This is a genomic window from Halomonas sp. NyZ770, from assembly GCF_020616575.1.
Classification (GTDB): domain Bacteria; phylum Pseudomonadota; class Gammaproteobacteria; order Pseudomonadales; family Halomonadaceae; genus Vreelandella; species Vreelandella hamiltonii.
In genome coordinates, this window is the sequence record NZ_CP085143.1 from 1,575,916 (window position 1) to 1,602,242 (window position 26,327).

A 26,327-nucleotide genomic window follows, 5' to 3' on the forward strand; every position below is an offset into this window, starting at 1 on the left:
GAATGCCCCCCACTAATAATAAAGCACCGCCATGCGGTGCTTTATTGCGTTTGGCCTGACAGTCAGGTGTATGACGTGCTGCGCAGGTGGCTCATGAAGAGCGCTGGGCATGCGAAGCAAGGCGCTCCAGAGCCTGCTTCAGCTTGGGGTGTTCGGTGTCTTCGGCGCACTCCATGAGGGTCGTGCCAGCGCTGGTAGAGAGAGTGCGCGCATAGCGTGCCGGTGGTGTCACGGTGCGTACGGGGCGTACTTTCAGCGTAAAGCCAGTGACCCCTGCAAAGCCGGGGAGTTGCTGCAGGAGGCTCAAAAGGCGCGGTTGCTCGTAGCGCAACCAGGTCAACCAGCTGGCCTGGCTGCTGATCAGGGTCAGTCGTCCATTGCTGAAGCCGCCGACGAACACATGCGCACGCATCTCTTCGGGCAAGTGGGCCCGAAGATGAGTCTGGGCTTGATCGATCAGGCGCGACTGACGCATCAGATGGCCTGCGCCAGCGGACGTGTTCAGCAATTGGGTAATGGGCTGTGCGCGGGAACGCTTAACCTTTATACTCATTTACCTGATTCCTGGGGTGTTGCGGATAGTATCGTGCTGACGAGTGCGCGCAGCACCCATGTTTTTCGTCTATCGACAGAGCCTAACACGCTCAGGAGCCACGCCACAGCATGCCATCAACGCTCGATACATTATCTGCTCTGCCTCGGCGACATCGTCGCCATGGGCTGGCGCGTTGGTGGCTTGCGGGCCTGCTGGTGAGCTGTCTGCTGCCCGCCAGTTTACACCCTTCCGATCTGCGCAGCAGCGACCGGAGCGTGTGTATCTGCTTTTGGGTGCCCGCCATGCTGCGTGCCCAGTCGCAGTGGATCGCCAAAAAGCGCCGCGCGCTAAGGCGCTGGGTAGCACGTCAGCAGCGTCAACTTCCTGTTCTGAAAAGCTTTATCTCTTTCTTTCCCGTCATGCCCCGCCAGACGGTCGCTCTGGATGTATGCTCTCCTCGGGGGCCGCCAGCCCGTTGACCTGCCGCTAGCGGTACGTTCATTTACCCGACGTTAATTGACCCTATGAAAGAGTGCGCCTGAAGAGGTCGCTCCTGTTGATGTGGATATTTCATGATTAATTCCTTGTTACGCAAAGTCGTTGGCTCCAAGAACGACCGTGAAGTCAAACGCATGCTCAAGAGCGTGCAGAGTGTCAACGTGCTGGAAGAGACTCTGGTCGGCTTGAGCGATGGCGAGCTGCAGGCCAAGACGGCCGAGCTGCGCCAGCGTCTGGAGGCTGGGGAAAGCCTGGATAAACTGCTGCCTGAGGCCTTTGCGGTAGTGCGCGAAGCCGGCAAGCGAGTCATGGGCATGCGTCACTTCGATGTGCAGATGGTCGGTGGCATGACGCTGCACCGCGGCCGTATCGCCGAAATGAAAACCGGCGAGGGCAAGACCCTGGTGGGCACGCTGGCGGTATACCTGAATGCCTTGACGGGCAAAGGGGTACACGTGGTCACGGTGAACGACTATCTGGCCCGCCGTGATGCCGAGTGGATGCGCCCGCTGTATGAGTTCCTGGGGCTGTCGATAGGGGTGATTTTTGCTGGCCAGACCGGTGAAGAGAAGCGCCACGCCTACCAATGTGACATCACCTACGGCACCAACAACGAGTTTGGCTTCGACTACCTGCGCGACAACATGGCGTTCTCGCTGGAGGACAAGGTGCAGCGCGGTTTGCACTATGCCATTGTCGACGAAGTGGACTCCATCCTGATCGACGAAGCACGTACGCCGCTGATCATTTCCGGTGCGGTGGACGAGAACACCGAGCTGTACACCATCGTCAACCGTCTGGCCCAGCAGCTGGAGCAGGCGGAAGTATCCGAAGACGAAGACGCTCCTGTCGAAGGCGACTTCGTGCTGGACGAGAAGCAGAAGCAGGTCGAGCTCACCGAGCAAGGCCATAACAAGGTCGAGGAGCTGATGCGCGCCGAAGGCTTGCTGGGCGAAGGCGATTCGCTCTATGCGGCGCAAAACCTCAACCTGTTGCAGCACATGCACTCGGCGCTGCGGGCGCGGCACCTCTATCATCTTGACGTCGACTACATCGTCGCCGACGGGCAAGTGGTCATCGTCGATGAGCACACTGGGCGCACCATGCCTGGCCGCCGCTGGTCGGAAGGCCTGCACCAGGCGGTCGAGGCCAAAGAGGGCGTTACCGTTCAGCGTGAAAGCCAGACCCTGGCATCGACCACCTTCCAGAATTACTTCCGCCTTTATGAAAAACTGGCGGGCATGACCGGTACTGCAGATACCGAGGCCTTCGAGTTTCGTCAGATCTACGGCCTCGACGTCATCGTCATTCCCACCAACCGGCCTCTGGCACGCAAGGATCTCAACGACCTCGTCTACCTGAGTGCCGAAGAGAAGTACGAAGCGATCATCAAGGACGTCTCTGCCGAGACCGAGGCGGGCCGCCCGGTGCTGGTCGGTACGGCTTCCATCGAGACCTCCGAATATCTGGCACGCCTGATGCGTGACGCGGGCCTCAAATTCAGCGTGCTCAATGCCAAGCAGCACCAGAGCGAAGCCGAAATCATTGCCCAGGCCGGGCGTCCCGGCGCCATCACCATTGCCACCAACATGGCCGGTCGTGGTACCGATATCATGCTGGGCGGCAACTGGGAGGCTGATGCCGCCAAGCTGCAGAACCCGACCCAGGCCCAGCTCGATGCCCTGAAAGCCGAGTGGCAGGAGCGTCATGATGCGGTACTGGCAGCTGGCGGGCTGCACGTGATCGGTTCCGAACGCCACGAATCGCGTCGTATCGACAATCAGCTGCGTGGCCGTGCGGGCCGTCAGGGCGACCCTGGCTCCACGCGCTTCTTCCTCTCGCTGGAAGACAGCCTGATGCGACTGTTCGGCTCGGACCGAGTGAAGCGCTTGATGCAGGCGCTGGGTCTGGAGCGTGGCGAAGCCATCGAGCACAAGATGGTGTCCAACGCCGTCGAGCGTGCCCAGAAGAAAGTCGAGGGGCGCAACTTCGATATTCGTAAGCAGCTGCTCGAGTACGATGACGTCGCCAACGACCAGCGCCGCGTCATTTACGAGCAGCGTAACGAAATTCTCGCCTCTGACGACGTATCGAGCGCCGTGCTGGGTATTCGTGAGGAGGTGATGGAAGAGGCCATCAGCACCTACGTGCCGCCGCAGAGCCTGGCCGAGCAGTGGGATCTGCATGGCCTGGAGTCGCATCTGAAAACCGAGTTCAATCTGGACGCACCGGTGGTTCAGTGGGCGGAAGAGGATGAGCGCTTCAGTGAAGAGAAGCTGCGTGAGCGCCTGCAGACCATGCATCGTGAAGCTTACGAAGCCAAGATTGCCTCGGCGGGCGCGGCACTGATTCGTCGTTTCGAGAAGCAGGTCATGCTGCAGGTGCTGGATACGCGTTGGAAAGAACACTTGCAATCCATGGACCACCTGCGTCGCGGTATCCATCTGCGTGGCTACGCCCAGAAGAACCCCAAGCAGGAGTACAAGCGCGAGTCCTTCGAACTGTTCCAGCATCTGCTGACCAACATCAAGGCCGATGTCACCCGCATCCTGAGTCATGTCCAGGTGCGCCAACCAGAAGAAGTGGATGCGCTGGAGCAGAAGCGCCGCGAAGAGCTGGCGCGTGAGAAGGCCACAGCGGCCAGCCGCCATGATGCGCCCAGCGAAGACGGTGAGGCAGTCGCGCCTGGTGCCGATGGTCGCCCGCTGCGCCGTGAGGGGCCGAAAGTCGGCCGTAACGATCCGTGTATCTGTGGTTCCGGCAAGAAATACAAGCAGTGCTGCGGCAAACTAAGCTGATTATCGTTAGCGCACGTTAAGGAGAAAAACATGGCGGTGGGTAACCTTCCCTTTCCGGAGTTGCCACCCCTTGAAGGGGTGCGTCTGGGCACTGCAATGGCGGGCATCAAGAAGCCGGGCCGCCGCGATATGGTGGTGATCGAACTGCCCGAAAGCGCCAGCGTGGCGGGCGTGTTTACCCGCAATGCGTTCTGCGCAGCGCCGGTGACCGTGGCCAAGGAGCACATGGCACAGTGTCAGGCGGCGGGGAAGACACCTCGCTATTGGCTGATCAATACCGGTAATGCCAATGCGGGTACCGGCGACTCGGGGCTGCAGGATGCTCGTGAGAGCTGCGCGGCACTGGCCGCGCAGGCAGGCGTTTCGGCGGAGCAGGTACTGCCGTTTTCGACCGGTGTGATCGGAGAGCCGCTGCCCATGGCGCGGCTATTGGCGGGTATGCCGCCAGCGCTGGACACCCTGGCGGCCAGTAGTCAGGCTTGGCAATACGCCGGCGAAGGTATTCTGACCACGGACACCCGCGCCAAAGGGGCAACGGTGACGGTAGCGCTGGGGGATCAGCAGGTCACCATCAACGGCATTACCAAAGGGTCGGGCATGATCAAGCCCAACATGGCCACCATGCTGGGGTTCGTGGTCACCGATGCGGCCATCGAGCAAACGCTGTTGGCAACCCTGCTGCGCGAGACCGTTGATCGTTCGTTCAACTGCATCACGGTGGATAGCGACACCTCCACCAACGACGCCTGCATGCTGGCGGCCACGGGAACCGGCGCTCGCATCGAAAGCGATGAGCAGGTGGCGATTTTCCGCAATGGCCTGCAGCGCGTGATGACCGAGCTTGCACAGGCCATCATTCGTGATGGCGAAGGGGCGACCAAGTTCGTCACTTTGCAGGTCGATGAGGCGCGTACCCGCCAGGAAGCACTGGATGTCGCCTTCACCGTTGCCCACTCGCCGCTGGTGAAAACCGCGCTGTATGCCTCGGATGCCAACTGGGGGCGTATTCTGGCCGCAGTGGGCCGTGCGCCAGTTGAGGCCTTCGACGTCAGCCGAGTGGTCATCGACCTTGGGGACGTGCGGCTGGTGGAGCAGGGCGGTCGCGCCAGCAGCTATACCGAGGCCGCTGGCAGTGCGGTCATGGCGCAGGAGGAGATCACCATTCGGATCACGCTGGGTCGTGGTGAGGAGGGGGCTACCGTATGGACCTCCGATCTTTCCCATGACTATGTGTCCATCAATGCGGATTACCGCAGCTAGGCTGTGGCATCGTGCTCAACAAAGCCAGATAGCGCCGTACCTGTCCCGTGCGGCGCGCACAGAGTGGATTAGACGTAATGAGTGTAATGGTAAAACGACGGGTTCATGTCGCGGCAGCGGCCATCATCAGCGCTGATCAGAAGCACGTGTTGATCGCGCGTCGGCCGTCCAATGTCGATCATGGCGGCCTGTGGGAGTTTCCTGGCGGCAAGCTGGCGCCCTATGAAACGGGCCTGGAAGGTCTGAAGCGTGAGCTGCATGAAGAGCTGGGGGTAGAGATCGTGCGCGCCCAGCCTCTGATTCGTGTGCACCACGAGTACCCGGACAAGCACATTCTGCTGGACGTGTGGCAAGTGCATGAGTTTGCCGGTGAACCTTTCGGGCGTGAAGGTCAGGCCGTGCGCTGGGTACCCATGGACGAGCTGGTGAACTACCCGTTCCCCGCCGCCAATCTGCCCATCCTGCGCGCAGTGATGCTGCCTACCGAATACCTCATTACCGGTGAAGAGGCCGATGATGAGCGGTTTGCAGCGCTGCTGGAACGTGCCCTGCGTGAGGATAATGTTCGCCTGGTGCAGCTGCGGGCCAAGTCGCTGGATAAAGCGGCCTACCTGACGCGGGCAGAGCGTGCGTTGGCGCTGTGCCGCCAGTACGGCGCCAAGCTGCTGCTCAATGCCGAGCCGGAAGTGCTGGAGCAGGTGGATGCCGACGGTATTCATCTCACCAGTGCGCGTTTGATGTCGCTGGACCGCCGCCCCATTGCCGAAAACAAGTGGCTCTCTGCCTCGACCCATGACCAGACACAGCTGTCTCAAGCCGCCGTGCTGGGCTGCGATTTCGTGACGCTGTCACCCCTGCGTACCACGCCCTCCCACCCGGAAGTGGCCCCCATGGGGTGGCACGACTTCCAGCAGTTGGTCGAGCGGGCGGGCATGCCGGTGTTTGCGCTGGGTGGCATGACGCGCTTCGATGCCAACCACGCCCGCGCCGTGGGGGCTCAGGGGATCGCGTCGATCCGCGATTTCTGGAAGTGAGCCCGTGACGTCCAGCCCTGCTTGTCGGCAGGCGACGGGCGACATGGCGTGAGGAAGGGACGCCTCGTGGTGCAAATGAAAACGCCTGCTCGGGTTACCCGAGTAGGCGTTTTTTTACGATGGCGGTGGTTGAAAGGACGCTTGGCTCAATCCCGGTAGCGGCGCGTCAGGTCACCGTAGGCATCGATACGGCGGTCGCGCAGATAAGGCCAGATGCGTCGCGTGTTTTCACTGCGCGCCATGTCCAGGGTCACCACCAGCTGCTCGCGCTGCTCGCCAGCATGGGCCAGCAGCTCCCCTTGGGGGCCGCAGATGAAGCTGCCTCCCCAGAATTCGATACCCTCGCCGACGCCCGAGTGGTCGGTTTCGAAGCCCACCCGGTTGGCGACCAGTACCGGCAGGCCATTGGCGACGCCGTGGGCACGCTGAATCAGCGTCCAGGCTTCCTTCTGGCGAGCTTTTTCGGCAGGGTCGTCGCTGGGGTCCCAGCCAATCGCCGTAGGGTAGAGCAGCAGCTCCGCGCCCGCCAGCGCCATGAGTCGTGCGGCTTCCGGATACCACTGATCCCAACACACCAGGATGCCCAGGCGTCCCACCGAGGTGTCGATGGGGGTGAAACCATCGCCACGGGCGGCATCGGCATCGCCGGGGGTGAAGTAGAATTTCTCGTAGAAGCCGGGATCGTCGGGAATGTGCATCTTGCGATACTGGCCCACGCGACCCTGGGCGCGGTCATACACCACGGCGGTATTGTGGTAGAGGCCTGCGGCGCGCTTCTCGAACAGCGAGCCCACCAGCACGATATCCAGCTCTTTTGCCAGGTCGGCCAGGCGCTGCCCGGTGGGGCCATCCAGCGGCTCGGCCAGATCGAACAGCGCCGGGTCTTCGTATTGGCAGAAGTAGTGGGTAGCATGCAGCTCCTGCAGCAGCACTAGCTGGGCACCTTGACGGGCTGCTTCGCGAATACCGGCTTCGCTCTCTGCCAGGCTGCGTGCCTTGTCAGGCCAGGCAGCCTGTTGAATGACCGCAACGTTCAGCGTGTGTGACATGCCGTTCTCCTCAAGACGTTCACTTCAAGACATGGAAACAATCGGGGCGAGTGTGCCTTTGGGTAGCTGCATGGTCAGGCAGTGCAGGCTGCCGTGCTGGCGAATCACGCTGACGCACTCGATCGGGATCAGCGTGTGCTCCGGAAACGCCGTGGCCAGGGCTTGCAGGGCAACCACGTCGGCGGGGTCACCATAGGTGGGCACCAGCACCGCCTCGTTGATGATCAGGAAGTTGGCGTAGGTAGCCGGCAGCCGGTGGCCATCTTCCGGGTCGAAACATGCCTGTGGCCAGGGCAGGGCGATCAGGCGGTAGGGCTCGCCATTGCGCTGGCGGAACGCCTTGAGCTCCTGTTCCATGGCCTGCAATGCCGGATAATGCGGATCTGTTGGATCGTCGCAGCGCACGTAGGCAATGGTGGTGGGGTCGCAAAAGCGTGCCAGCGTGTCCACATGGCTGTCGGTGTCGTCGCCTTCCAGGTGGCCATGAGCCAGCCACAGAAAGCGGTCCACGCCGAAATCGTCAGCCAGCCGGGCTTCCATGTCGGCGCGGCTGAGGGTCGGGTTGCGGTTGGGGTTCAGCAGGCAGGCTTCGGTCGTCAACAGCGTGCCTTCGCCGTCGGTCTCGATGCCACCCCCTTCCAGCACCATGGCCCGGGAGGCGACGGGGCAGGCCCATATTCCGGCGTCGGCCAGCCATTGGGTGAGCTGGTTGTCGTGCTCGGCAGGAAATTTGCCGCCCCAGCCGGTAAAGGTATAGTCCAGCAGCAGGGGCTGATCCTCTTCGTCCAGCACCGTGATGGGGCCGTGATCGCGCGCCCAGGTATCGTCGGTGGGTGCGACAATCAGCTGCAGCTGCGCGTCGGGGATGCCATAAGCGCTGAACGTGGCGAGCAGGCGTTGCCGAGTCGCCTCATCCGGCACGCTGATGATGACGCGTTGATAGCGTGCGGTGGCCAACACAATGCGCTCAAGGGTCGCTTCGATCCGCGATAGCATGGGCGCCCAGTCGCCGTCTGGGCGGGGCCAGGTCAACTGTAGGCCATCCTGTGGATGCCATTCGGGGAGCAAGCGATACGTCTTGATAGCCAATGTCACGGGTACTCGTGTCGAGGTAAGAGGGCTCGCCCAGCGGGCAAGAGGAACGGCCGCAATTTAGGGGGTTGCCTCGCAACTTGCAAGCGTTACCGTGTGCCAGGGAACAGCCGCTGCTTTCGCTACTCTAAGGCTGCGTTTGTACATGCAGCCATGCTGAAAAAACCGTACCATGGACGCTCATTATTAAGGAATGAAGCCATGCTTGATCGTTTGCCTTTCCTGGTGGGGCTGCGCTATGTGCGCGCTAAACGCCGGAACCATTTTATTTCGTTCATTTCACTGACCTCGATGCTCGGATTGATGCTCGGCGTGGCGGTGTTGATTCTGGTGTTGTCGGTCATGAACGGCTTCGATCATGAGCTGCGTACGCGCATCCTCGGCATGGTGCCACACACCAAGATCGAAGCGCAGGAGGGTCTGGTCGAATGGGAGGCCTTGGCCAACCGGCTGACGCAGCGCGAGCGAGTGATTGGCGCGGCGCCTTATGTCGAACAGCAGGGCATGTTTTCGTCGGGTGGGCGTAATCAGGGGGCCATGGTGAACGGCATCCACCCCGACTGGGAAGGCCAGGTATCGATCATTGGCCAGCACATGCGGGAAGGTGAGCTGGCCGATCTGGTGCCCGGCGAGTGGAATGTGGTGCTGGGCTCCATGCTGGCCAGGCGTCTTGGCGTCGGGGTGGGTGACCGCGTCACGCTGCTGGTGCCCGAAGCGTCGATTACGCCCGCTGGGGTCTTTCCCCGGCTGAAGCGTTTCACGGTCAGTGGAATCTTCAGCGTGGGCGCGGATCTGGATGCCAATCTGGCCTATGCCAACATCGAAGACATGCAGACCCTGGCGCGCATGGGCGACGCCGTAGGTGGGCTGCGACTCGAGCTGGATGACCTGTTCGTGGCCGGGAGCGAAACCCAGGCCATCGTCAGGGAGTTGGGCTCGGGTTATCGTGGCACCGACTGGACGTTCTCCCACGGCAACCTGTTCCAGGCCATCCAGATGGAGAAGCGCATGATTGCGCTGCTGCTGACGGTGATCATTGCGGTGGCGGCGTTCAACATCGTGTCCACCCTGGTCATGGTAGTGACCGACAAGCGTGCCGACATTGCCATCTTGCGCACCATCGGTGCCACGCCGCGCTCGATCATGGGTATTTTCATCGTCCAGGGGTTGGCCATCGGCTTGATCGGCATTGCCGTCGGCGTAGCGGTCGGCATTGCGCTGGCGCTGACCATTTCCGACATCATCGCCTGGTTCGAGAGTGCTTTCGGCATCCAGTTCCTCGATGCCGGGGTCTACTTCATCAGCGACTTGCCCTCGCGCTTGCAGTGGAGCGATGTGCGGGACATCGTGCTGGCCGCCTTCGGCCTGACGTTCCTCTCGACACTTTACCCTGCCTGGCGAGCAGCTCGGGTTCAACCGGCTGACGTACTACGCTATGAATAAGGATGCTCCGATGATTTCGACGATTACTCAACCACCCGCCGTCATGCTGGAATGCCGTGGCCTGACACGGGTGTATAGCGAAGGGCCGCAGGATTTGACGGTGCTGGACCAGCTGGACCTTCAGGTACATGCCGGGGAGCGCGTGGCCATCGTGGGCAGCTCCGGTTCCGGCAAGACCACGCTGTTGAACCTGCTGGGAGGGTTGGATCGCCCCAGCGAAGGCAGCGTGGTGATCGCTGGCGAACCGCTGTCGGAGCTGAACGAAGCCGCACTTGGCAAATTTCGCAACCGCTACATTGGCTTCGTTTACCAGTTCCACCACCTGCTGGCCGAGTTCACTGCGCTGGAAAATGCCGCGCTGCCGCTGATCATTCGCGGCCAGGCGAAAAAGGTCGCCGAACAGCGCGCCTTGCAGCTGCTCGACCGGGTGGGCATGAAGGCGCGTGCCGACCACAAGCCTGGTGAGCTTTCGGGCGGCGAGCGTCAGCGTGTGGCCATTGCCAGGGCGCTGGTGACCGACCCGAGCCTGGTGTTGATGGATGAACCCACTGGCAATCTCGATCAGACCACCGCCAGCACCATTCTGGACTTGATGGATGAGCTGGCCAAGGAGAGCGCCTGTGCCTTCGTGATCGTGACTCACGATGTGAGCCTGGCAGCTCATCAGGATCGGGTCATGAAGCTGGATGGTGGGCGGCTCGTCGAGCAGCTCCAGAGTTAATCGCTCAGGGGTTAATCGTCGAACTGCGATTCGATGCAGGCTCTGCGCCGTCGCCTTTTCAGGCGGCGGCGTTTCCAGTTATGGGAGACGTGCCAGCGCCAGATGAGCCGAATTGCGACGTTGGCGATGAGGGCCAGTGCGATGGCAGTAATCAGTGAGCCCAGCAGGAGGGGCGGCAGGATGTCGTGCATCTGCTCGGCTATCCAGCGGGTCGAAATGCGTGATGGCGCCTCGCGTACCGGAGCGCCCAGCAAAAAAGTACCGATCCGGTAATTGATGTAGAAGATCAGCGGCATGGTCAGCGGATTGGTGACCCACACCAGGCCTACCGAGAGCGCCAGATTGCAGCGAGCCAGCCGTGCCCCCAGCGCGGCCACGACCATTTGAAAAGGAATGGGCAGCATGGCACAAAAAAGCCCGACACTGAATGCGTTGGCAACGCTGCGTCGAGTGAGTAGCCACAAACCTGGATCGGCAATCAACGGCGCCATGAAACGTAGCGATCGTTGGCGTCGGATGGTGTCCGGTTTAGGCATGTAGCGCTGCAGGAAACGGCGCGGCATGTCAGGTACTCTTGCTATTGGTGCAGGCTATTATCCACATAGCGCAGGGCTTAGGCTACGTTACTGAGGCGAAGAGTCTCGGCCAGGGAGGTGGAATGGGGCGAGGGAGTGCGGTGCCAGCGGCCTTGGCTGCGCTGTTGGGGGGTGCGCTGGCGGGTTGGCTGGGGGCCGAGCGGGACGCCACCCTGGCGCTGGCACTGCTGATGGTGGCTGCCGTGATCGTGGCGACGATGCGCCCACGCTGGTGGATATGGCTGGCGCTGGTGGCACTGATGGTGCTGACCCTTCAGCAGGAGTGGGGCAAGCGACTGCCCGACGGCTTGAGCGGCCAGGACCTGACCCTGGAGGCCCGCGTGCTCCACGTGCAAAGAGAGGACGGCGGCAGCCAGCGTTTGAGGCTGGCGGTAGAAGCGTGCCGCTCGCCGGAGTCCCTGCTGCCCTGTGATCGACTGAAGCAAGTGCGGGTCAACGCCTACTCGGCTTTTCCCTCGTCTGCCTCCCAGTCCAGTGCGGTTTACGCTGTTGGCGAGCGCTGGCAGCTGACCGTTCGGCTGCGCCCACCCAGAGGCTTTGCCAACCCCAACAGCTTTGACTATGCCCAGTGGCTATGGCGTGAAGGTATTCATGCCACTGGCTATGTACGCAACGACCCTGCGCCCGAACGTTTGTCGGAGGCGCCTTTTCAACTACGTCAGCAGGCGGTGGCCTACCTGGAGAGTACTGCGCCAGAGGCGCGTACCCAGCGCTGGCTGGCCGCGTTGACGCTGGGCGATAGCGACCAGCTGACGCAGCAGGACTGGGCGCTGTTGAATGCTACCGGCACCACGCACCTGGTGGTGATTTCCGGTTTGCACGTTGGCCTGGTGGCGTCCTTTGCGCTGCTGTTGGCCCGCTTGGCAGCACGGCTGATGACTCCCGGTGACTGGCGCCTGCGCGTCTGGCCCTGGTGGGTGGCGGGGGCGGCTGCCGTGGGCTATGCACTGCTGGCAGGGCTGGCACCTCCTGCCATGCGCGCCATGATCATGACCCTGCTGGGGCTATGGGTGTTGAGCGGGCGCCATGCGCCAGGCCCCTGGCAGGCCTGGTGGCTGGCCCTCGCCGTTATCGTGGTGGCCGACCCGCTCTCTCTATGGCGGCCAGGCTTGTGGCTGTCGTTCGTGGCGGTGGGCTGGCTGATCGTGATCTGGCAGGGGCGCCCTCGCCCTCGGGGTATCAAAGGCTGGTGCTGGGCGCTGCTGCGTTCCCAGCTGTTGCTGGCCCCGCTGATGGCGGCGGCGGTGCTGTTGGCATTTGGCCGAGTGGCGCCCGCGGCTCCGCTGGTCAACCTGTTGGCCGTACCTTGGGTCAGCTCGATCATGGTGCCTTCGGCGCTGCTGGGGTGGCTGCTCGCGCCGCTGCCGGGCATTGGGCTGGCAGCCTGGTGGGTGTTCACACAGGCGCTGGCGCTGTTCCATTATCTACTGGAGGCCTCGTTGGCCCTGGCACCGCTGTGGCAGCCACCGCCCGAGCACGTTTACCCGTTGGCACTGGCCTGGCTGCTGCTGGCGCTTGGCTGGGGATTGCCCGCCACGCCCAGCGGGGTGCGCATACTGGTCACGCTATTGGCGCTGAGCGCTCCCTGGTGGCCAAGTGAACGCGTCGAAGAGCGTCGGCTGGTCGTCACCGTGCACGATGTGGGGCAGGGCCAGCTGGTCGAGCTGCGCAGCGCCGATTATCGGATGCTTTACGACACGGGGCCGCGTTTTCGCAGCGGTTTCATGCCCTTGCAAACGCTCTGGCCGCCTGGTCAGGCCTTCGACCTGGTGGTGGTCAGCCATGCCGATACCGACCACGCAGGCGGCGTCGAAGCGTTGCGGGACGAACATCAGGTGGCGGACTGGCGTGCTCCGCTGGACGAGCCGCTGATCGTCGACAGCATGCCCTGTGAGCAGGGCCAGCAATGGCAGCAGGACGGCGTCACTTATCGTTTCCTCTGGCCCCCGGCAGGACATCAGCAGCTCTCTTCCAATGACCGCTCCTGCGTGCTGGAAGTCCAGGTGGGAGAGCATCGGCTGCTGATCACCGGTGATGTGGGGCGTCAGGTGGAACGCCACTTGCTGCCCTTGTTGGCCGGTGACGTCACGGTGCTGGTGGCGGGCCATCACGGCAGTCACACCAGTTCCGGTGTGCAGTTCGTCCGTGAAGCGATGCCTCGGCATGCCATCTTCAGTGCCGGACGCGATAATGCCTTCCAGCACCCGGCCGATGAGGTGGTACGGCGCTTCCGCCGCCAGCACAGCTGCCTGTGGAGTACCGCCCATGATGGCGCGGTGCGTATCCGCCTGGAACCGGGGGTGCCCGTGCAGATAGATACCCAGCGGCGTGTCCCCGGTGGCCAGAAGCGGTGTTGAAGCGGGCCACCATAGGGTAGAATCGCCCCCACTGCACACTACTGCCGGGAGCGCGTGTGACTGATTCAGGTTGGGTACTCTATAAACGCTTGTTGAGTTATGTGAAGCCACACTGGCGCGCTTTTTCGCTGGCCGTGGTCGGGTTTCTGATTTACGCCGCGTCCAGCACTGCGCTGGCCGAGATGATGAAGCGCCTCATCGATGGCATTCAGAATCCCGATGCCGCGTTTCGGCTTTTCCTGCCCTTGTTCGTCGTGCTGATGTTCGCAGCCCGAGGGTTGGGCACTTTCCTCAGTACTTACTTCATGGCCTACGTAGGGCGCTATGTGATTCATACGCTGCGCTGTAACGTATTCGATCACATGCTGCATTTGCCGGGGCGCTTCTTCGATCACCACTCCAGCGGGCATCTGGTGTCCCGGGTGACCTACCATGTCGAGCAGGTTGCCGGGGCAGCGACCAACGCGGTGACCATCATTCTCCGTGAAGGACTCTTCGTGGTGGGCCTGATTGGCTACCTGTTCTGGACCAACTGGATGCTCACTCTGCTGTTCATGGGCGTGACGCCGTTGATTGCCGGTGTGGTGAGTTACGTCAGCAAGCGCTTTCGGCGCATCTCCAAGCGCATCCAGCACTCCATGGGCGATGTGACGCACGTGGCTTCGGAAGCCCTCTCGGGGTATCGCGTGGTGCGCACCCATGGTGCCGAAGCCTATGAAAAGCAGCGCTTCGAACGTGTCAGCGAAGAGAATCGTCGGCAAAGCATGAAAGAAGCCATGACCCGAGCGGTCAGCTCGCCGGTGATTCTGATGCTGGTGGCCATTTCCATGGCCCTGCTGGTATGGCTGGCCATGGCCCCTCGTCTGATGGCCAACATGACGCCCGGTGAATTCGTTGCCTTCATTACTGCCGCTGCGCTGATGATCAAGCCGGTACGTCAGCTCACTGAAGTGAACAGTGAGATTCAGAAGGGCATTGCTGCTGCTGCCGAGCTGTTCGGTCTCATGGATCTGACCCCAGAGCGCGATGAGGGCGACGTGGTGCCGAGCCGTTTGACTGGCGAGGTGGTCATCGACCATGTCAGCTTCCGCTACGCCGACGACCAGCCCAACGTGCTGCACGATATTCAGCTGCGTGTCGCTCCCGGCGAATTGGTCGCTATCGTAGGGCGCTCGGGAAGCGGCAAGTCTACCCTGGTGAGCCTGCTGCCACGCTTCTATCGACCCACCGAAGGCCAGATCCTGATCGATGGCATCGATGCCGACCGCTACGCGCTGGGGCCGCTGCGGCAGCAGATAGCGCTGGTTTCCCAGCAGGTCACCCTGTTCAATGCCACCATCGCCGACAATATCGCGTATGGCGTGGAAAATCCGGACATGGCCGCCGTGAAGGCTGCCGCAGAAGCCGCCTACGCCAGTGAGTTCATCGAGAAACTGCCGGAAGGCTATCTCACCGTGGTAGGCGAAAATGGGGTCATGCTCTCGGGCGGGCAGCGCCAGCGGTTGGCGATTGCCCGAGCCATCTTCAAGGATGCGCCGATTCTGATTCTGGACGAGGCCACGTCGGCGCTGGATACCGAATCCGAACGCTATATCCAGAAAGCTCTGGAGCGGGTCTGTGAGGGGCGCACCACGCTGGTGATCGCCCACCGCCTGTCGACCATCGAGCGTGCCGACCGCATTCTGGTCATGGACCAGGGGCGGATCGTGGAACAGGGCACCCATCAGGCGCTGCTGGAAAAGTCAGGTGCTTATGCGGCCCTGCACCAGCTTCAGTTTCAGGAGCACGAGTGAGCCTTGCGAAGCGCTGGCTCGACGCCGCCTACGGGGGAAGCCCGTGGCTGGCGCCGCTGTTTCCGCTAGGTAATTTATACCGTTATCTCATGTGTCGTCGAGCGCGCGATTACCGACGGGGGCACAAGCCCGTCTGGCGGGCGGAGGTGCCGGTGATCGTGGTGGGCAATATCACCCTGGGCGGCACCGGCAAGTCACCGCTGGTGGCCTGGTTGGGGCGCTGGCTGGTCGCGCAGGGCTACTCGCCAGGCATCGTGACCCGGGGGTATGGTGGCACCGCACCCCATTATCCGCTTCATGTCACGCCCACCACGGACCCCGCGCATAGCGGTGACGAACCGCTCATGCTGGTTCAGCAGACCGGGCTGCCCGTCATCGCAGACCCGCAGCGGGCTCGGGGCGCCCGAGCGCTGGTCGAGATGGGCTGCGATATCGTGATCAGCGATGACGGCTTGCAACACCTGGCACTGGGGCGCGATATTGAACTGGTGGTGGTCGATGGCAGCCGTGGGCTGGGCAACCAGCGCTGCCTGCCTGCAGGACCGCTGCGCGAAGGCGTTGCTCGCTTGCAACAAGTGGATGCGGTGATCGTCAATGGCACGCTGACGGCTCCCTTGCCGGTGCCTTCGGTGGCCATGCAACTGGTACCCCAGGGCTGGCGCAAGCTGGCCAGTGGCCAGCACTACCCGCTGGCTCCCTTGCCCTTTACGCTGCCAGCACATGCGCTGGCGGGGATCGGCAATCCGCAGCGCTTTTTCAAGACCCTCGAAACGCTGGGGGTCCATGGGGAACAGCACCCCTTGGCGGATCATCACGCTTTCGATGAGCGAACCTTCAAGCCCATGGCCTTCGGGCCGGTGGTCATGACGGCCAAGGATGCGGTCAAATGCCGTGAGCTGGCCCCGGCGGACAGCTGGGTGCTGGATGTGGAAGCACGGCTTCCAGAAGAGTTTGAAGATTGGCTGGCTTCCAGGCTGGCAGAACTGACACAAAGGGGAAGCACCGATGGATAAGGAACTGTTGGCAATGCTGGTTTGCCCGCTCTGCAACGGCAAGCTGAAGTATCAGCGCGACGCACAGGAGTTGTGCTGCCACTATGATGGTCTGGCCTATCCCATCCGAGACGGGATTCCGGTGATGCTGCCTGAAGAAGCGCGACAGATGGACGCCGATGAGAAGCTGGCCACTTCACCTGGCCGTACTGGGGAGGTGTGATGGGCTCTGCGGCGCAATTCATCGCGGTCGTCCCGGCGCGGTTCGGCTCTTCACGGCTGCCTGGCAAGCCGCTTCTGGATATCGCCGGTGAGCCCATGGTGGCCCACGTATGGCGTCGTGCCTGCGAGAGCCAGGCGCAGCGAGTCATCGTGGCCACTGACGACGAGCGTATCCGTGAGGCCATGCAGGCCTACGGCGCGGAAGTGGTCATGACCCGGACCGACCATCCCTCCGGCACGGACCGGCTGGCCGAAGTGGCCGAACAGCTCTCACTGGCGGGTGACACGCTGGTCGTCAACGTGCAGGGTGATGAGCCATTGATTCCTCCCGTGTTGATCGACCAGGTAGCCCAGCGGCTGGCAGACGATCCTGAGGCGGCCATGGCCACTTTGGCCGAGCCCATCGGCGATGTGGATACGCTATTCAACCCCAATGTGGTCAAGGTGGTGCGTTCACTGCAAGGGCGCGCGCTCTATTTTTCCCGAGCGCCGATCCCTTGGGACAGAGAGCAGTTCAAGACTCAGCCCGATTTGCTCACCACCGATGCCTGGCTGCGCCATATTGGCATCTACGCTTATCGTGCCAGCTTTCTGGCCACCTACCGTGATCTGACGGCGTCCAGCCTGGAGCAGTTGGAACAGCTCGAGCAGCTGCGTGTATTGCAGCACGGTCATGTCATTCAGGTGGCGCTGGCCGCGGCTGCGAACCCGGCGGGGGTCGATACCCCTGAGGACCTGACACGGGTACGCGCCTTGTTGACGTCATCGGAGGATCGTTCATGAAGCGCGTGCTGTTCGTCTGTTTAGGCAATATTTGCCGCTCGCCCACGGCGGAAGGCGTTTTTCAGCAGGCCGTGGTGCGAGCAGGGCTGGATGACCGCATCACCATCGACTCCTGCGGAGTAGGTGACTGGCACGTGGGGAAAGCCCCAGACCCCCGCTCCCAGGCGGCGGCGCGACAACGAGGTATCGAGATTGGCCATCTTCGCGCTCGCCAATTGAAAGTCAGTGACTTCCACGAGTTCGACTACGTGCTGGGCATGGATCGCGAAAACCTCGCCGCCATGCGTGCTCTGCAACCGGCCAGTAGCCAGGCCCAAGTAGGGCTGCTGCTCGATTACGCCGGGCTGCCGCAGAGCGATGTGCCTGACCCCTATTACGGTGGCGACGAGGGGTTCGAGCAAGTGCTGGACTTGATCGAGCGTGCATCGCAGGGTCTGCTCGATGAGTTGCAGCGTGAACGCTAGCGCTGTCTCCCGCCCTAAGGTTCTGATGGCATCCTGGGATCTGACCCAGGCCAATACGCTGCGCTTGCCCTGTGTGGCCGAACAGTATGCGGCGCCGACCACGCTGGCGGCGTTGCAGGACGTGTTGCATCAGGCATGGCAGCAGCGGAGGCCGATGACGCTGCTCGGGGGGGGCAGTAACGTCCTGTTGCCGAGCCAGTTGTCAGGAGTGGTCATTCGTCCTTCGCTCCGGCAGTGGTGGTTGGAGCGGCGTGGCCGGGAGGTGCTGGCCTACGTAGGGGCGGGGGTGAATTGGCACGCCCTGGTGATGGCGCTGGCAGCGCGTGGTCTGTGGGGCTGTGAGAATCTGGCGCTGATCCCCGGTGACTGTGGGGCCGCTCCGGTGCAGAACATAGGTGCCTATGGTGTCGAGCTGGCCGACGTGCTGGCGGCGGTGCAGGTGGTCGAACTGGCCACTGGGGAAGTGCGCTGGCTGGATGCCGAGGCGTGTCAGTTTGGTTATCGAGACAGTCTCTTCAAACGTGAGTTGGCAGGCAAGGTGGTCATTACGCAGCTCGTCTTGCGGCTCTCGGAAACACCCAATCCTCAATTGAGGTATGGCGACCTGGCCGCACGGGTGTCTGCCGCGCCTGACCCGCTGGAGGTGGCGCGTGCCGTCTGCACCATTCGCCAGGAGAAACTGCCGGACCCCGCCGAGCTGGCCAATGCCGGCAGCTTCTTCAAGAACCCGCTCGTGAGCGGTGACCATGCCCAGCGGCTGTTGAACGACTATCCTGGTATGCCGCATTTTCCCCAGCCCGATGGGGTGAAGCTTGCGGCCGGATGGCTGATCGATCAGTGTGGCCTGAAAGGGCACCGCCAGGGGGCGTTTGGCGTGCATCAGCATCAGGCGCTGGTGCTGGTGCACTTTGGTGGCGGTAACCGTGCAGAGCTGCTGGCGTTTGCGGATGTCGTTGCAGATGCGGTCGCCGAACGTTTTGGCGTCAGGCTGGAAGCGGAGCCACGACTGATCTCTTGACGCTAGCGCATAAAAAAACCCCGCCGAGGCGGGGTTTTTTTATGGCTGTCAGCATTACTCGGGTGAGTTTTGCTGGGCCTGCTGCTTGCGCTGTTCACGCGGGTCGTTATGAGCCCGGCGGCGGCGACGACGTGGCTTGGAGGCCTCCTCGTCAGCGGCAGGCTCGCCACTGGCATTGGCGTCGGCCGCTGCCTGAGGGGCTTCGGGGGCTTTCTCTGCTGCTGCGTTTTGTGCAGCAGGCGTCGAGCGCTCCTGAGCCGCTTCCGTGGGCGCTTGCTCCTCGGCCGTGGCGGGCTTTTCCTCAGTGGTGACGGAAGATTGCGCTTCAGTGGCTGCTGAGGTGTCTTCTGCTGCTACTGCGGAAGACGCTTTTGAAGGCTCCTCCTCAACGGCTGCTGAGACTTTTTCTTCAACTACTGCAGAAGATTTTTCTTCAACCACCGCAGAAGATTTCTCTTCAACCACCGCCGAAGGCTCTTTCTCTACTACCGCTGAAGGCTCTTCAGTAGTGGCGGAAGATTGGCTCTCATCGGCAGAAGGTGCTTCTGCCACGGTCGTTGAAGGCTTTTCTTCAGTAACCGCTGAGGACTTTTCTGCGAACACCGCTGAGGGCTCTTTCTCTACCGCCGCTGAAGGCTCTTCTTCGACCACGGCTGAGGGTTTTTTCTCTACCGCCGCTGAAGGCTCTTGAGCCGTCGACGAGGTTGGCTGTTCCTCACGTGGCGCTGTCGGCTCTTCTGTGGCTGCGGCGGGGGTATCGTTGTCGTCTCCAGACGCGTTGGCTTCCTTGGCCGCTTCGTCGCGAATGGCAGGTTGACGGCGCTGGCGCGTTGACTTGCGTGCTTTGTCCGCACTGCTGGCGCGAGCGGTGGCCGTGGTGTCTTCTGCCGCGGCCTCTTCGGTGGCCTCCTGACGTGTGTCAGTGTGCGCTTCTGCCGCTTCGTTTGGCGATTGAGCCGCGGGCTCTTGCGTGGCTGTCTCTTGGGCAGCGGTTGCTTGAGTCGCCGTTTCTGGCGCTGACGCGGCTTTCTTTGCAGGCGTTTCAGCATCTGCCTCCGCTGGGGCAGGGGCTTCCTCGGGTGCCTGCTGGGCTTCTGCCTGGAGCTTCAACTGCTCGGCTTCGGCCTGTGGGCTCAGTGCCTGCTTGCGTGAACGCTGGCGCGGGTTGTTGCGCGTGCGCTTCGGTTTGCCGTCATCCTTTTGCGGCTCGTCCTGCTGAACGGCCTCCGAGCGGCTATCGTCGTGCTTGGGTTTGTTGTCGCGGGGTTTCTCGCGACGCTGTTCCGGCTGCGGTGCGCTGCTGGCAGCATCGTTCTGCGACGACTCCTTGGCAGTCTCTTTCTGACGCGGGTTGCGGGGCGTGCTTTCCTGAGCCCGGCCATCTTCCTGCTGCGGATGACGGCGACGGTTGCGTGTGCGGCTAGGGCCGCTGCGCTTGTCGTTTGCATCGTCGTTGCGGGCAGCAGGTGCCTTGACGGTCTCGTTGCGCTGGTCGCGTGAGGCGCTGTTTTCCTGACGCTCGGGTGCTGAACGCTCCTGGGGCTGGCGCTCCTGAGACTGGCGCTCTTGCGCAGGCTTCTGGCGACGCTCATTGCGCGGCGGGCGGCTTGGGGCTGCCGGCTGCTCGGGCTTGCGGTTCGTCGAGCTGGCTTCCTGAGAGGCCGTCGTGCTGGTCTCATCGCCACCCAGCAGTTTGGCAAAACCGCGAATGAAGCGGCCCAGTACGCTGGGCTGTTCTGCGGGCGCCACGGCTGCGGCTGGTTTGGCGGGCGCTTCTTCGGTTTGCAGCGACTCGGGGGCCGGAGCGTTGTGAGCGATGCTCTTGACCGCGGCTTCTGCCCGCTGAGCCGGAGCCGCGAAGCTGGGAGGCGGCTCTTTGCCAATCTCGGTGTCCGTGGAAAGCTCGAAGCTCGACAGGGTGTGGCTGTCGTCTTCGTCCAGGTGGTCATCGCGCAGGCGCTGAACGTCGTAGTGCGGGGTGTCCATGTCCGGGCTGGGCAGAATGACCACGCGTACGCCCTGGCGTGACTCGATATCCGCCAGCACGCTGCGCTTTTCGTTGAGCAGATAAGTGGCGACCGGCACGGGCAGGATAGCGCGGATCTGGGCGCTGCGCTCTTTCATGGCCTCTTCTTCGATCAGGCGCATGATGGAGAGCGACAGCGAGCGCACATCGCGGATGGTGCCCTGGCCGTTGCAGCGCGGGCAGACCACGCCGCTGGTTTCACCCAGCGAGGGGCGCAGACGTTGGCGCGACATTTCCATCAGGCCGAAGCGCGAAATGCGGCCGATCTGTACGCGGGCGCGATCCAGCTTGAGCGCATCACGCATGCGGTTTTCGACTTCACGCTGGTTGCGGGCAGGGCCCATGTCGATGAAATCGATGACCACTAGCCCACCGATGTCGCGCAGGCGGAGCTGGCGAGCAATCTCGTCGGCGGCTTCGGTGTTGGTCTGCAGTGCGGTCTCTTCGATATCGCTGCCGCGGGTGGCGCGGGCCGAGTTGATGTCGATGGAGACCAGCGCTTCGGTGTGATCGATGACGATGGAGCCGCCGGAGGGCAGCTTCACTTCCCGCTGGTAGGCCGTTTCGATCTGAGATTCGATCTGGAAGCGCGAGAACAGCGGCACTTCATCGGCATACAGCTTGATCTTTTGCTGGTAGGAAGGCATCACCTGGCGGATGAACGCCAGCGCCTCGGCGTGGATGTCGGGACTGTCGATCAGCACCTCGCCGATGTCCTGGCGCAGGTAGTCGCGCATGGCGCGGATGATGACGTTGGATTCGCGGTAGATCAAAAAAGGCGCAGGGCGCTTGGCGGACTCGGTGGTGATCGATTCCCACACCTGTACCAGGTAGTCCAGGTCCCACTGCAGCTCCTCGGAGCTGCGGCCAATGCCGGCGGTACGCACGATCAGGCCCATCTTGTCGGGTACCGTCAGCTGGCCCATGGCATCCTTGAGCTGGCTGCGGTCATCGCCTTCGATACGCCGCGATATGCCACCGGCACGAGGGTTGTTGGGCATCAGTACCAAAAAGCGTCCGGCCAGGCTGATGAAGGTGGTCAGGGCAGCGCCCTTGTTGCCACGCTCTTCCTTGTCTACCTGGACGATGACTTCCTGGCCCTCTTTCAATACTTCCTTGATGTTGGGGCGGCCCGAAACATCCTTGATGAAGTATTCGCGAGAGATCTCTTTCAGCGGCAGAAAGCCGTGGCGCTCGGCGCCAAAGTCGACGAAGGCGGCTTCGAGGGAGGGTTCTACCCGGGTGATTTTGCCCCGGTAGATGTTGGCTTTCTTCTGTTCGCGTGCGCCGGACTCGATATCCAGATCGTAAAGGCGCTGTCCGTCTACCAGGGCGACCCGCAGCTCTTCGGGCTGGGTCGCATTAATAAGCATCCGTTTCATGTGGTCTCACGTAGCATGTCGTGCCGTCAAACGAGGAGTCGTCGACGAACCGCTGTGTGCTGCGTGCTTGTGCTCGGCGCATGGCTATGCTGACGCATCAAGCCGGGAAGGCATCGTAGCCGACCCGGCCAAATAGGGCGTTGAGTACGTGGCGGAGGCAGAACGTGTTTCGGTGGCTGTCACGTCCATCCGGCTCTGCTGACACCGCCTACACCTGGCATTCATCGATTCGTCAACGCCGGCTGTCGGCACAGCGTTGATCTTTGCGCCCCGGCATGACAGCGCCTTGTGACGAATAAGGTAACTGCTTGGCAGGGGCGTAACGTTTTTTTGCCAGTCGTGGCTGGCGATATTCTTTTCGCTCTGCCGCGGTCAAGCGACAGAGTTGCTGCATTTCATTACGTAGGAAGCAGGCAATGCGTACACTGCCGAAGGCTTCGTTGCTCTGACCTGCATGTTGGTCGGGCAGGTGCCTAGGCTGACGTGACGGACAATTCGCTAGACGACAATTTGCCATGCAAGGCGGCTTATTGCGTTTCAGATCAGCAAGTCACGTTGGCCGATGAGCGTCTTGGAATATAACAGTAAAGAGAAGCGCCAGCAATTGACGCAATGGGGTAAGGTCTACGCTAGAATGCCGCTTTTCAATCAAGGTCACTGGCCATCATGTGGCGTGGATGACACTAGGAGTGCACGGTAATGTCCGAAGGGCGTGAAGTACAGTGGGTGGAAATCGCCCAGGAGCAGGCGGGTCAACGAATCGACAATTTTCTCATGACTCGATTGAAGGGCGCTCCACGGGCGCTGATCTACCGTATCGTGCGCAAGGGTGAAGTTCGAGTGAACAAGAAACGCGTGAAAGTGGACTATCGCCTGCAGGGGGGAGACCTCGTTCGCGTGCCGCCGTTGCGCCTGGCGCCCAAGGAGGCGGTCAAGGAGGTCAGCGATAACCTGCGCGACGTGTTGGTGGGGAGTGTCATCATGGAAGGGCCGGACTGGATGGTGTTGAACAAGCCTTCTGGCTTGGCGGTGCATGGTGGGAGTGGCGTCAAGATCGGTCTGATCGAGGCATTGCGTCAGGTGCGTGACGACTTGAGCTTTCTCGAGCTGGTCCATCGTCTGGATCGTGACACCTCTGGATGCCTGCTGTTGGCCAAGTCGCGTGAGGCGCTGGTGACCCTCAACGAGGCGCTCAAGAAACACGGTATGGACAAGCGCTACCTGGCGTTGGTGGCAGGGCGCTGGCCTGCCAGAAAGACCTATGAAAGTGCTCGGCTGGATCGTTTCGATGCTGGAAATGGCGAGCGCCGTGTACGGGTGGATCCCAACGGCAAGGTGTCGCGTACTCACTTTTCCGTTGTGGAAACCTTCGAGAAAGTGACGCTCATCGAGGCCGAGCCGGTGACCGGGCGTACCCATCAGATTCGTGTGCACGCTGCTCACGCGGGGCACGCTTTGCTGGGCGATGACAAATACGCGACGCGTGAAAGCGAACTGCTCTCCAGGCAGCTGGGTTTGGGGCGCTTGTTCCTGCATGCGCGCTCATTGACCTTTCCCGAGCCTGGTAACGGTCGTCCGGTGACGGTCAAGGCGCCGCTGCCTGAAGCGCTGGAAGAGACGCTGGCGCGTGCGCGTCAGCCGAGCAAGTAGGGGGAGCCTGATGCGTTACGAACTGATCATCTTCGACTGGGATGGGACGCTGATGAATTCGGTGCCCAAGATCGTGTCGTGCATGCATGCCGCTGCGGCGGATGTACGCTGGCCGCCCCTGGAAGACAGCGCCATCGAAAACATCATTGGTCTTGGCCTGCCTGAAGCCATTGCAACGCTGTGCCCAGGCATCTCTCCGGAGCAGGCAGAGCGCTTGCGCCAGCGCTACTCGCATCACTTTGTGAGTGGCGACACGACGCCCATGCCTTTTTTCAACGGTGTCGAGGAGCAGTTGGCCAAGCTGCGCCAGCGTCCCCGGCAGCGGCTGGCCGTGGCCACGGGCAAGAGTCGTCGCGGCCTGGATCGTGTCTTTCGAGAAACCGATAGCGGCCAGTGGTTCGATGCCAGTCGTACCGCAGACGAAACCCGCTCCAAACCCCATCCGCAGATGCTGCTGGAGCTGCTCGCCGAGCTGAATACGCCGGTAGAGCGTGCGGTGATGGTGGGTGATACCGAATACGACCTGGAGATGGCACGTGCCATCGGCATGGATCGTGTCGGTGTGACCTATGGGGTGCACTCTGCCGAGCGGCTGGCGGCGTGCCAGCCTGTGTGGATGGCGGATGACATTCCCGCGCTGTTCGAATGGTTGCATGGCTGACGCTGGGTGACAAAGGGGCTGAGTTCTGCATGGCTACTCTGTATAGCCACTTGTACATGGCCACTTTCAAGCTTGGGTCAGGAAGACAGACAGTATGAGAGACGTCGTATGAGGGGAATCGATATGAGGGAGATAGCATGAGCGACGACCAGTCACGCGATAGAGAGCGAAGCGCTCCCTCCCACGAAGCGTCGTCGGGAAGCGCGAAGGATCCATGGACACAGGGCCCGCAAGTCGCTGCGACCGAATCGAAAGCATCGGCCGCAGGTGAGCCGAGCGACGATGCCGAAACGCTGCGCGAACGTCAGCGTCTGGCCCAGCTGGAAATGATGGACCGCTGGATTGGTGGCGTCTTGACCGAGCAGCGCCGGGCGCGGCGGTGGAAGCTGTTTTTCCGTTTCGTCGTATTGACGCTGGTGCTGGTGTCGATCACCACGACGCTTTACCGCGTGTTCGTCGCAGAGCCGGCCTCAAGCGTGCCGGAGCAGCAGCATCTGGCTTTGGTCGAGGTGCAGGGCGTCATTGCCAGTGATGCGCCCGCCAATGCCGAACGCATCATTCGCGGCTTGAATCGTGCCTGGGAGAGCGAGAGCGCGGCGGCAGTCGTGCTGCATATCGACAGCCCCGGCGGGAGCCCGGTGCAATCCCAGCGCATCCATGCGGAAATCATGCGGCTGCGTGACCTGGGAGACAAACCCATCCTGGCGGTCATCGAAGACGTGGGGGCCAGCGGTGCCTACTATATCGCGTCGGCGGCGGATGAGATCATTGCCTCTCCCGCCAGCCTGGTGGGTTCCATAGGCGTCATCTACGCAGGCTTTGGTTTCCAGGAGGCGATCGGTCGGCTGGGCGTGGAGCGGCGTGTCATGACCGCTGGTGAGAACAAGGCGTTTCTTGATCCGTTCCAGCCGCTCGATGAGGAGGTGGTTCAGTTCTGGCAAACGGTGCTGGCGCAGACCCATGAGCAGTTCATAGCAGACGTCCGGGCCGGGAGAGGCGAGCGATTGAGTGGCGATCCTGAGATTTTTTCCGGGCTGGTATGGAGCGGTGAGCAGGCGCTGGCGCTGGGGCTGGTGGATGAGCTGGCCAGTCTCGAGCAAGTGGCGCGAGCGCGTATCGGAGAAGCCGAGTGGGAGAATTACACGCCTCGGCTGGACCCCTTCGAGCGCCTGACGCGTCGTTTCACCCAGGCGGCAGCGGAAGTGCTGGGGGTGGAAAGCGCCCGCTCGCCGCTGCGCTTCCAGGCCCCCTAGTGGTAAGCCTCCAGATCGTGACTATGCTGCACCGAGCGGGTCCAGGCCTGCCTGGCGCAGCATGTCGCAAAGAGCGATCAACGGCAGGCCGATGAGCGCATTGGGGTCGCGTCCTTCCAGGCGCTCGAACAGCGTGATGCCGAGTCCTTCCATGCGAAAGCTGCCCGCACTGTCCAGCGGTTGCTCCAGGGCCACATAGCGTTCGATTTCGGCATCGCGCAGGTGGCGAAACACGACATCGAACGTCTCGATATGCACCAGGTGGCGCTGCTGGCGGGTATCCAGTAGTGCCAGGCCTGTCAGGAAGCTGACGCGCTGGCCTGAAAAGCGTTTCAGGTTGGCGCAGGCGCGCTCGGCGGTATGAGGCTTGCCCAGCACGTCGCCTTCGAACAGCGCAATTTGATCCGACCCGATGATGCAGTGTGCCGGAAACGATTCGGCGACGGCGTGTGCCTTGCTCAGCGATAGTCGATGCACCAGGGCTTCTGGTGTTTCATGGGGCAGCGGTGTCTCATCGATATCCGGCGATTGGCACTGATAGGGTAGCTGTAATCGGTCGAGCAGGGCTTGTCGCGAGCGTGAGCTGGAGGCCAGTACCAGCGTGGCATTGGGGGCGAGGGGCACGATACTCTCCTGTGAAGGGCAAGATTTGGGTGATCGAAAAGAAAAAACGCATCGCGGACAGTGTAGCGAAAAGCCT

General features: G+C 62.1%; 22 protein-coding genes. 16 read left to right on the plus strand and 6 right to left on the minus strand.

Annotated features, from left to right (window positions below):
* Positions 1–91: 91 nt before the first annotated feature.
* On the minus strand, positions 92–553 hold the full coding sequence (locus LG409_RS07200; RefSeq protein WP_039177359.1) for a DUF721 domain-containing protein: 462 nt from the start codon (positions 551–553) through the stop codon (positions 92–94).
* A 110-nt stretch (positions 554–663) separates the two neighbouring features.
* Between LG409_RS07200 and LG409_RS07205 the strand changes: the two genes are divergently transcribed.
* The 4 genes from LG409_RS07205 to LG409_RS07220 all read left to right on the plus strand — a co-directional run bounded on the left by LG409_RS07205 (position 664) and on the right by LG409_RS07220 (position 6,125).
* Positions 664–1,014, plus strand: a complete 351-nt coding sequence (locus LG409_RS07205) for a hypothetical protein (protein ID WP_016913527.1) — start codon at positions 664–666, stop codon at positions 1,012–1,014.
* 93 nt (positions 1,015–1,107) lie between these two features.
* Positions 1,108–3,831: a preprotein translocase subunit SecA gene (gene secA, locus LG409_RS07210; protein ID WP_096923161.1), complete on the plus strand. Its 2,724-nt coding sequence runs from the start codon at positions 1,108–1,110 to the stop codon at positions 3,829–3,831.
* Between the two features lie 30 nt (positions 3,832–3,861).
* Positions 3,862–5,091, plus strand: a complete 1,230-nt coding sequence (gene argJ / locus LG409_RS07215) for a bifunctional glutamate N-acetyltransferase/amino-acid acetyltransferase ArgJ (RefSeq protein WP_227407925.1) — start codon at positions 3,862–3,864, stop codon at positions 5,089–5,091.
* A gap of 77 nt (positions 5,092–5,168) precedes the next feature.
* Entirely contained in the window at positions 5,169–6,125 is a 957-nt protein-coding gene (locus LG409_RS07220) for a Nudix family hydrolase (RefSeq protein WP_227407926.1), read from the plus strand.
* Between the two features lie 146 nt (positions 6,126–6,271).
* Here the strand turns inward: LG409_RS07220 and LG409_RS07225 are convergent, their stop codons facing one another.
* Both LG409_RS07225 and LG409_RS07230 read right to left on the minus strand, forming a co-directional pair.
* A complete protein-coding gene (locus tag LG409_RS07225; RefSeq protein WP_227407927.1) occupies positions 6,272–7,174 on the minus strand; it encodes a carbon-nitrogen hydrolase in 903 nt (300 codons plus the stop codon).
* A 24-nt stretch (positions 7,175–7,198) separates the two neighbouring features.
* A complete protein-coding gene (locus LG409_RS07230) occupies positions 7,199–8,269 on the minus strand; it encodes an agmatine deiminase family protein (RefSeq protein WP_227407928.1) in 1,071 nt (356 codons plus the stop codon).
* Between the two features lie 198 nt (positions 8,270–8,467).
* Between LG409_RS07230 and LG409_RS07235 the strand changes: the two genes are divergently transcribed.
* Positions 8,468–9,709, plus strand: coding sequence for a lipoprotein-releasing ABC transporter permease subunit (locus LG409_RS07235; protein ID WP_081137070.1), 1,242 nt, complete (start codon positions 8,468–8,470; stop codon positions 9,707–9,709).
* Between the two features lie 10 nt (positions 9,710–9,719).
* On the plus strand, positions 9,720–10,430 hold the full coding sequence (locus tag LG409_RS07240) for an ABC transporter ATP-binding protein (protein ID WP_227407929.1): 711 nt from the start codon (positions 9,720–9,722) through the stop codon (positions 10,428–10,430).
* Between the two features lie 11 nt (positions 10,431–10,441).
* On the opposite strand, the gene LG409_RS07245 is transcribed toward LG409_RS07240, so the two are convergent.
* Positions 10,442–10,993, minus strand: coding sequence for a DUF2062 domain-containing protein (locus tag LG409_RS07245; protein WP_039177335.1), 552 nt, complete (start codon positions 10,991–10,993; stop codon positions 10,442–10,444).
* A 95-nt stretch (positions 10,994–11,088) separates the two neighbouring features.
* Between LG409_RS07245 and LG409_RS07250 the strand changes: the two genes are divergently transcribed.
* Genes LG409_RS07250 through murB form a run of 7 tightly spaced genes read left to right on the plus strand, consistent with a single transcriptional unit; the run spans position 11,089 to position 18,655 of the window.
* The gene (locus LG409_RS07250; RefSeq protein WP_227407930.1) at positions 11,089–13,383 is read left to right on the plus strand and encodes a DNA internalization-related competence protein ComEC/Rec2; all 2,295 of its coding nucleotides are present in this window, start codon (positions 11,089–11,091) and stop codon (positions 13,381–13,383) included.
* A 56-nt stretch (positions 13,384–13,439) separates the two neighbouring features.
* Positions 13,440–15,176: a lipid A export permease/ATP-binding protein MsbA gene (gene msbA / locus LG409_RS07255; RefSeq protein WP_039177328.1), complete on the plus strand. Its 1,737-nt coding sequence runs from the start codon at positions 13,440–13,442 to the stop codon at positions 15,174–15,176.
* Positions 15,173–16,189, plus strand: a complete 1,017-nt coding sequence (gene lpxK, locus LG409_RS07260; RefSeq protein WP_227407931.1) for a tetraacyldisaccharide 4'-kinase — start codon at positions 15,173–15,175, stop codon at positions 16,187–16,189. The genes msbA and lpxK overlap by 4 nt, the downstream gene beginning before the upstream one ends.
* Positions 16,182–16,391, plus strand: a complete 210-nt coding sequence (locus LG409_RS07265; RefSeq protein WP_026001654.1) for a Trm112 family protein — start codon at positions 16,182–16,184, stop codon at positions 16,389–16,391. The genes lpxK and LG409_RS07265 overlap by 8 nt, the downstream gene beginning before the upstream one ends.
* A complete protein-coding gene (gene kdsB, locus LG409_RS07270; protein ID WP_227407932.1) occupies positions 16,391–17,173 on the plus strand; it encodes a 3-deoxy-manno-octulosonate cytidylyltransferase in 783 nt (260 codons plus the stop codon). The genes LG409_RS07265 and kdsB overlap by 1 nt, the downstream gene beginning before the upstream one ends.
* Entirely contained in the window at positions 17,170–17,637 is a 468-nt protein-coding gene (locus LG409_RS07275; RefSeq protein WP_039177316.1) for a low molecular weight protein-tyrosine-phosphatase, read from the plus strand. Before kdsB ends, LG409_RS07275 begins: the two co-directional genes overlap by 4 nt.
* A 25-nt stretch (positions 17,638–17,662) precedes the next feature.
* On the plus strand, positions 17,663–18,655 hold the full coding sequence (gene murB / locus LG409_RS07280) for a UDP-N-acetylmuramate dehydrogenase (protein ID WP_227407933.1): 993 nt from the start codon (positions 17,663–17,665) through the stop codon (positions 18,653–18,655).
* A 54-nt stretch (positions 18,656–18,709) separates the two neighbouring features.
* Here murB and rne read toward each other — a convergent pair whose 3' ends face one another.
* Positions 18,710–22,063: a ribonuclease E gene (gene rne, locus LG409_RS07285; protein WP_227407934.1), complete on the minus strand. Its 3,354-nt coding sequence runs from the start codon at positions 22,061–22,063 to the stop codon at positions 18,710–18,712.
* Between the two features lie 699 nt (positions 22,064–22,762).
* Between rne and LG409_RS07290 the strand changes: the two genes are divergently transcribed.
* From LG409_RS07290 to sppA, 3 genes are all read left to right on the plus strand, one after another.
* The gene (locus LG409_RS07290; protein ID WP_227407935.1) at positions 22,763–23,713 is read left to right on the plus strand and encodes an RluA family pseudouridine synthase; all 951 of its coding nucleotides are present in this window, start codon (positions 22,763–22,765) and stop codon (positions 23,711–23,713) included.
* A 10-nt stretch (positions 23,714–23,723) separates the two neighbouring features.
* The gene (locus LG409_RS07295) at positions 23,724–24,374 is read left to right on the plus strand and encodes an HAD family hydrolase (protein WP_039177308.1); all 651 of its coding nucleotides are present in this window, start codon (positions 23,724–23,726) and stop codon (positions 24,372–24,374) included.
* A gap of 137 nt (positions 24,375–24,511) precedes the next feature.
* Positions 24,512–25,627 carry a signal peptide peptidase SppA gene (gene sppA, locus LG409_RS07300; protein ID WP_096923154.1) on the plus strand — a complete coding sequence of 372 codons (1,116 nt, stop codon included), beginning with the start codon at positions 24,512–24,514 and terminating at the stop codon, positions 25,625–25,627.
* Between the two features lie 21 nt (positions 25,628–25,648).
* Here sppA and LG409_RS07305 read toward each other — a convergent pair whose 3' ends face one another.
* Positions 25,649–26,251: a Maf family protein gene (locus LG409_RS07305; RefSeq protein ID WP_039177302.1), complete on the minus strand. Its 603-nt coding sequence runs from the start codon at positions 26,249–26,251 to the stop codon at positions 25,649–25,651.
* Positions 26,252–26,327 lie beyond the last annotated feature (76 nt).

Bases quoted from the DNA above. Each gene is read 5' to 3' on its own strand.
- LG409_RS07200 (WP_039177359.1), bottom strand. From the start codon at position 553: ATGAGTATAAAGGTTAAGCGTTCCCGCGCACAGCCCATTACCCAATTG.
- LG409_RS07205 (WP_016913527.1), top strand. From the start codon at position 664: ATGCCATCAACGCTCGATACATTATCTGCTCTGCCTCGGCGACATCGT.
- secA (WP_096923161.1), top strand. From the start codon at position 1,108: ATGATTAATTCCTTGTTACGCAAAGTCGTTGGCTCCAAGAACGACCGT.
- argJ (WP_227407925.1), top strand. From the start codon at position 3,862: ATGGCGGTGGGTAACCTTCCCTTTCCGGAGTTGCCACCCCTTGAAGGG.
- LG409_RS07220 (WP_227407926.1), top strand. From the start codon at position 5,169: ATGAGTGTAATGGTAAAACGACGGGTTCATGTCGCGGCAGCGGCCATC.
- LG409_RS07225 (WP_227407927.1), bottom strand. From the start codon at position 7,174: ATGTCACACACGCTGAACGTTGCGGTCATTCAACAGGCTGCCTGGCCT.
- LG409_RS07235 (WP_081137070.1), top strand. From the start codon at position 8,468: ATGCTTGATCGTTTGCCTTTCCTGGTGGGGCTGCGCTATGTGCGCGCT.
- LG409_RS07240 (WP_227407929.1), top strand. From the start codon at position 9,720: ATGATTTCGACGATTACTCAACCACCCGCCGTCATGCTGGAATGCCGT.
- LG409_RS07245 (WP_039177335.1), bottom strand. From the start codon at position 10,993: ATGCCGCGCCGTTTCCTGCAGCGCTACATGCCTAAACCGGACACCATC.
- LG409_RS07250 (WP_227407930.1), top strand. From the start codon at position 11,089: ATGGGGCGAGGGAGTGCGGTGCCAGCGGCCTTGGCTGCGCTGTTGGGG.
- LG409_RS07265 (WP_026001654.1), top strand. From the start codon at position 16,182: ATGGATAAGGAACTGTTGGCAATGCTGGTTTGCCCGCTCTGCAACGGC.
- kdsB (WP_227407932.1), top strand. From the start codon at position 16,391: ATGGGCTCTGCGGCGCAATTCATCGCGGTCGTCCCGGCGCGGTTCGGC.
- LG409_RS07275 (WP_039177316.1), top strand. From the start codon at position 17,170: ATGAAGCGCGTGCTGTTCGTCTGTTTAGGCAATATTTGCCGCTCGCCC.
- murB (WP_227407933.1), top strand. From the start codon at position 17,663: ATGGCATCCTGGGATCTGACCCAGGCCAATACGCTGCGCTTGCCCTGT.
- rne (WP_227407934.1), bottom strand. From the start codon at position 22,063: ATGAAACGGATGCTTATTAATGCGACCCAGCCCGAAGAGCTGCGGGTC.
- LG409_RS07290 (WP_227407935.1), top strand. From the start codon at position 22,763: ATGTCCGAAGGGCGTGAAGTACAGTGGGTGGAAATCGCCCAGGAGCAG.
- LG409_RS07295 (WP_039177308.1), top strand. From the start codon at position 23,724: ATGCGTTACGAACTGATCATCTTCGACTGGGATGGGACGCTGATGAAT.
- sppA (WP_096923154.1), top strand. From the start codon at position 24,512: ATGAGCGACGACCAGTCACGCGATAGAGAGCGAAGCGCTCCCTCCCAC.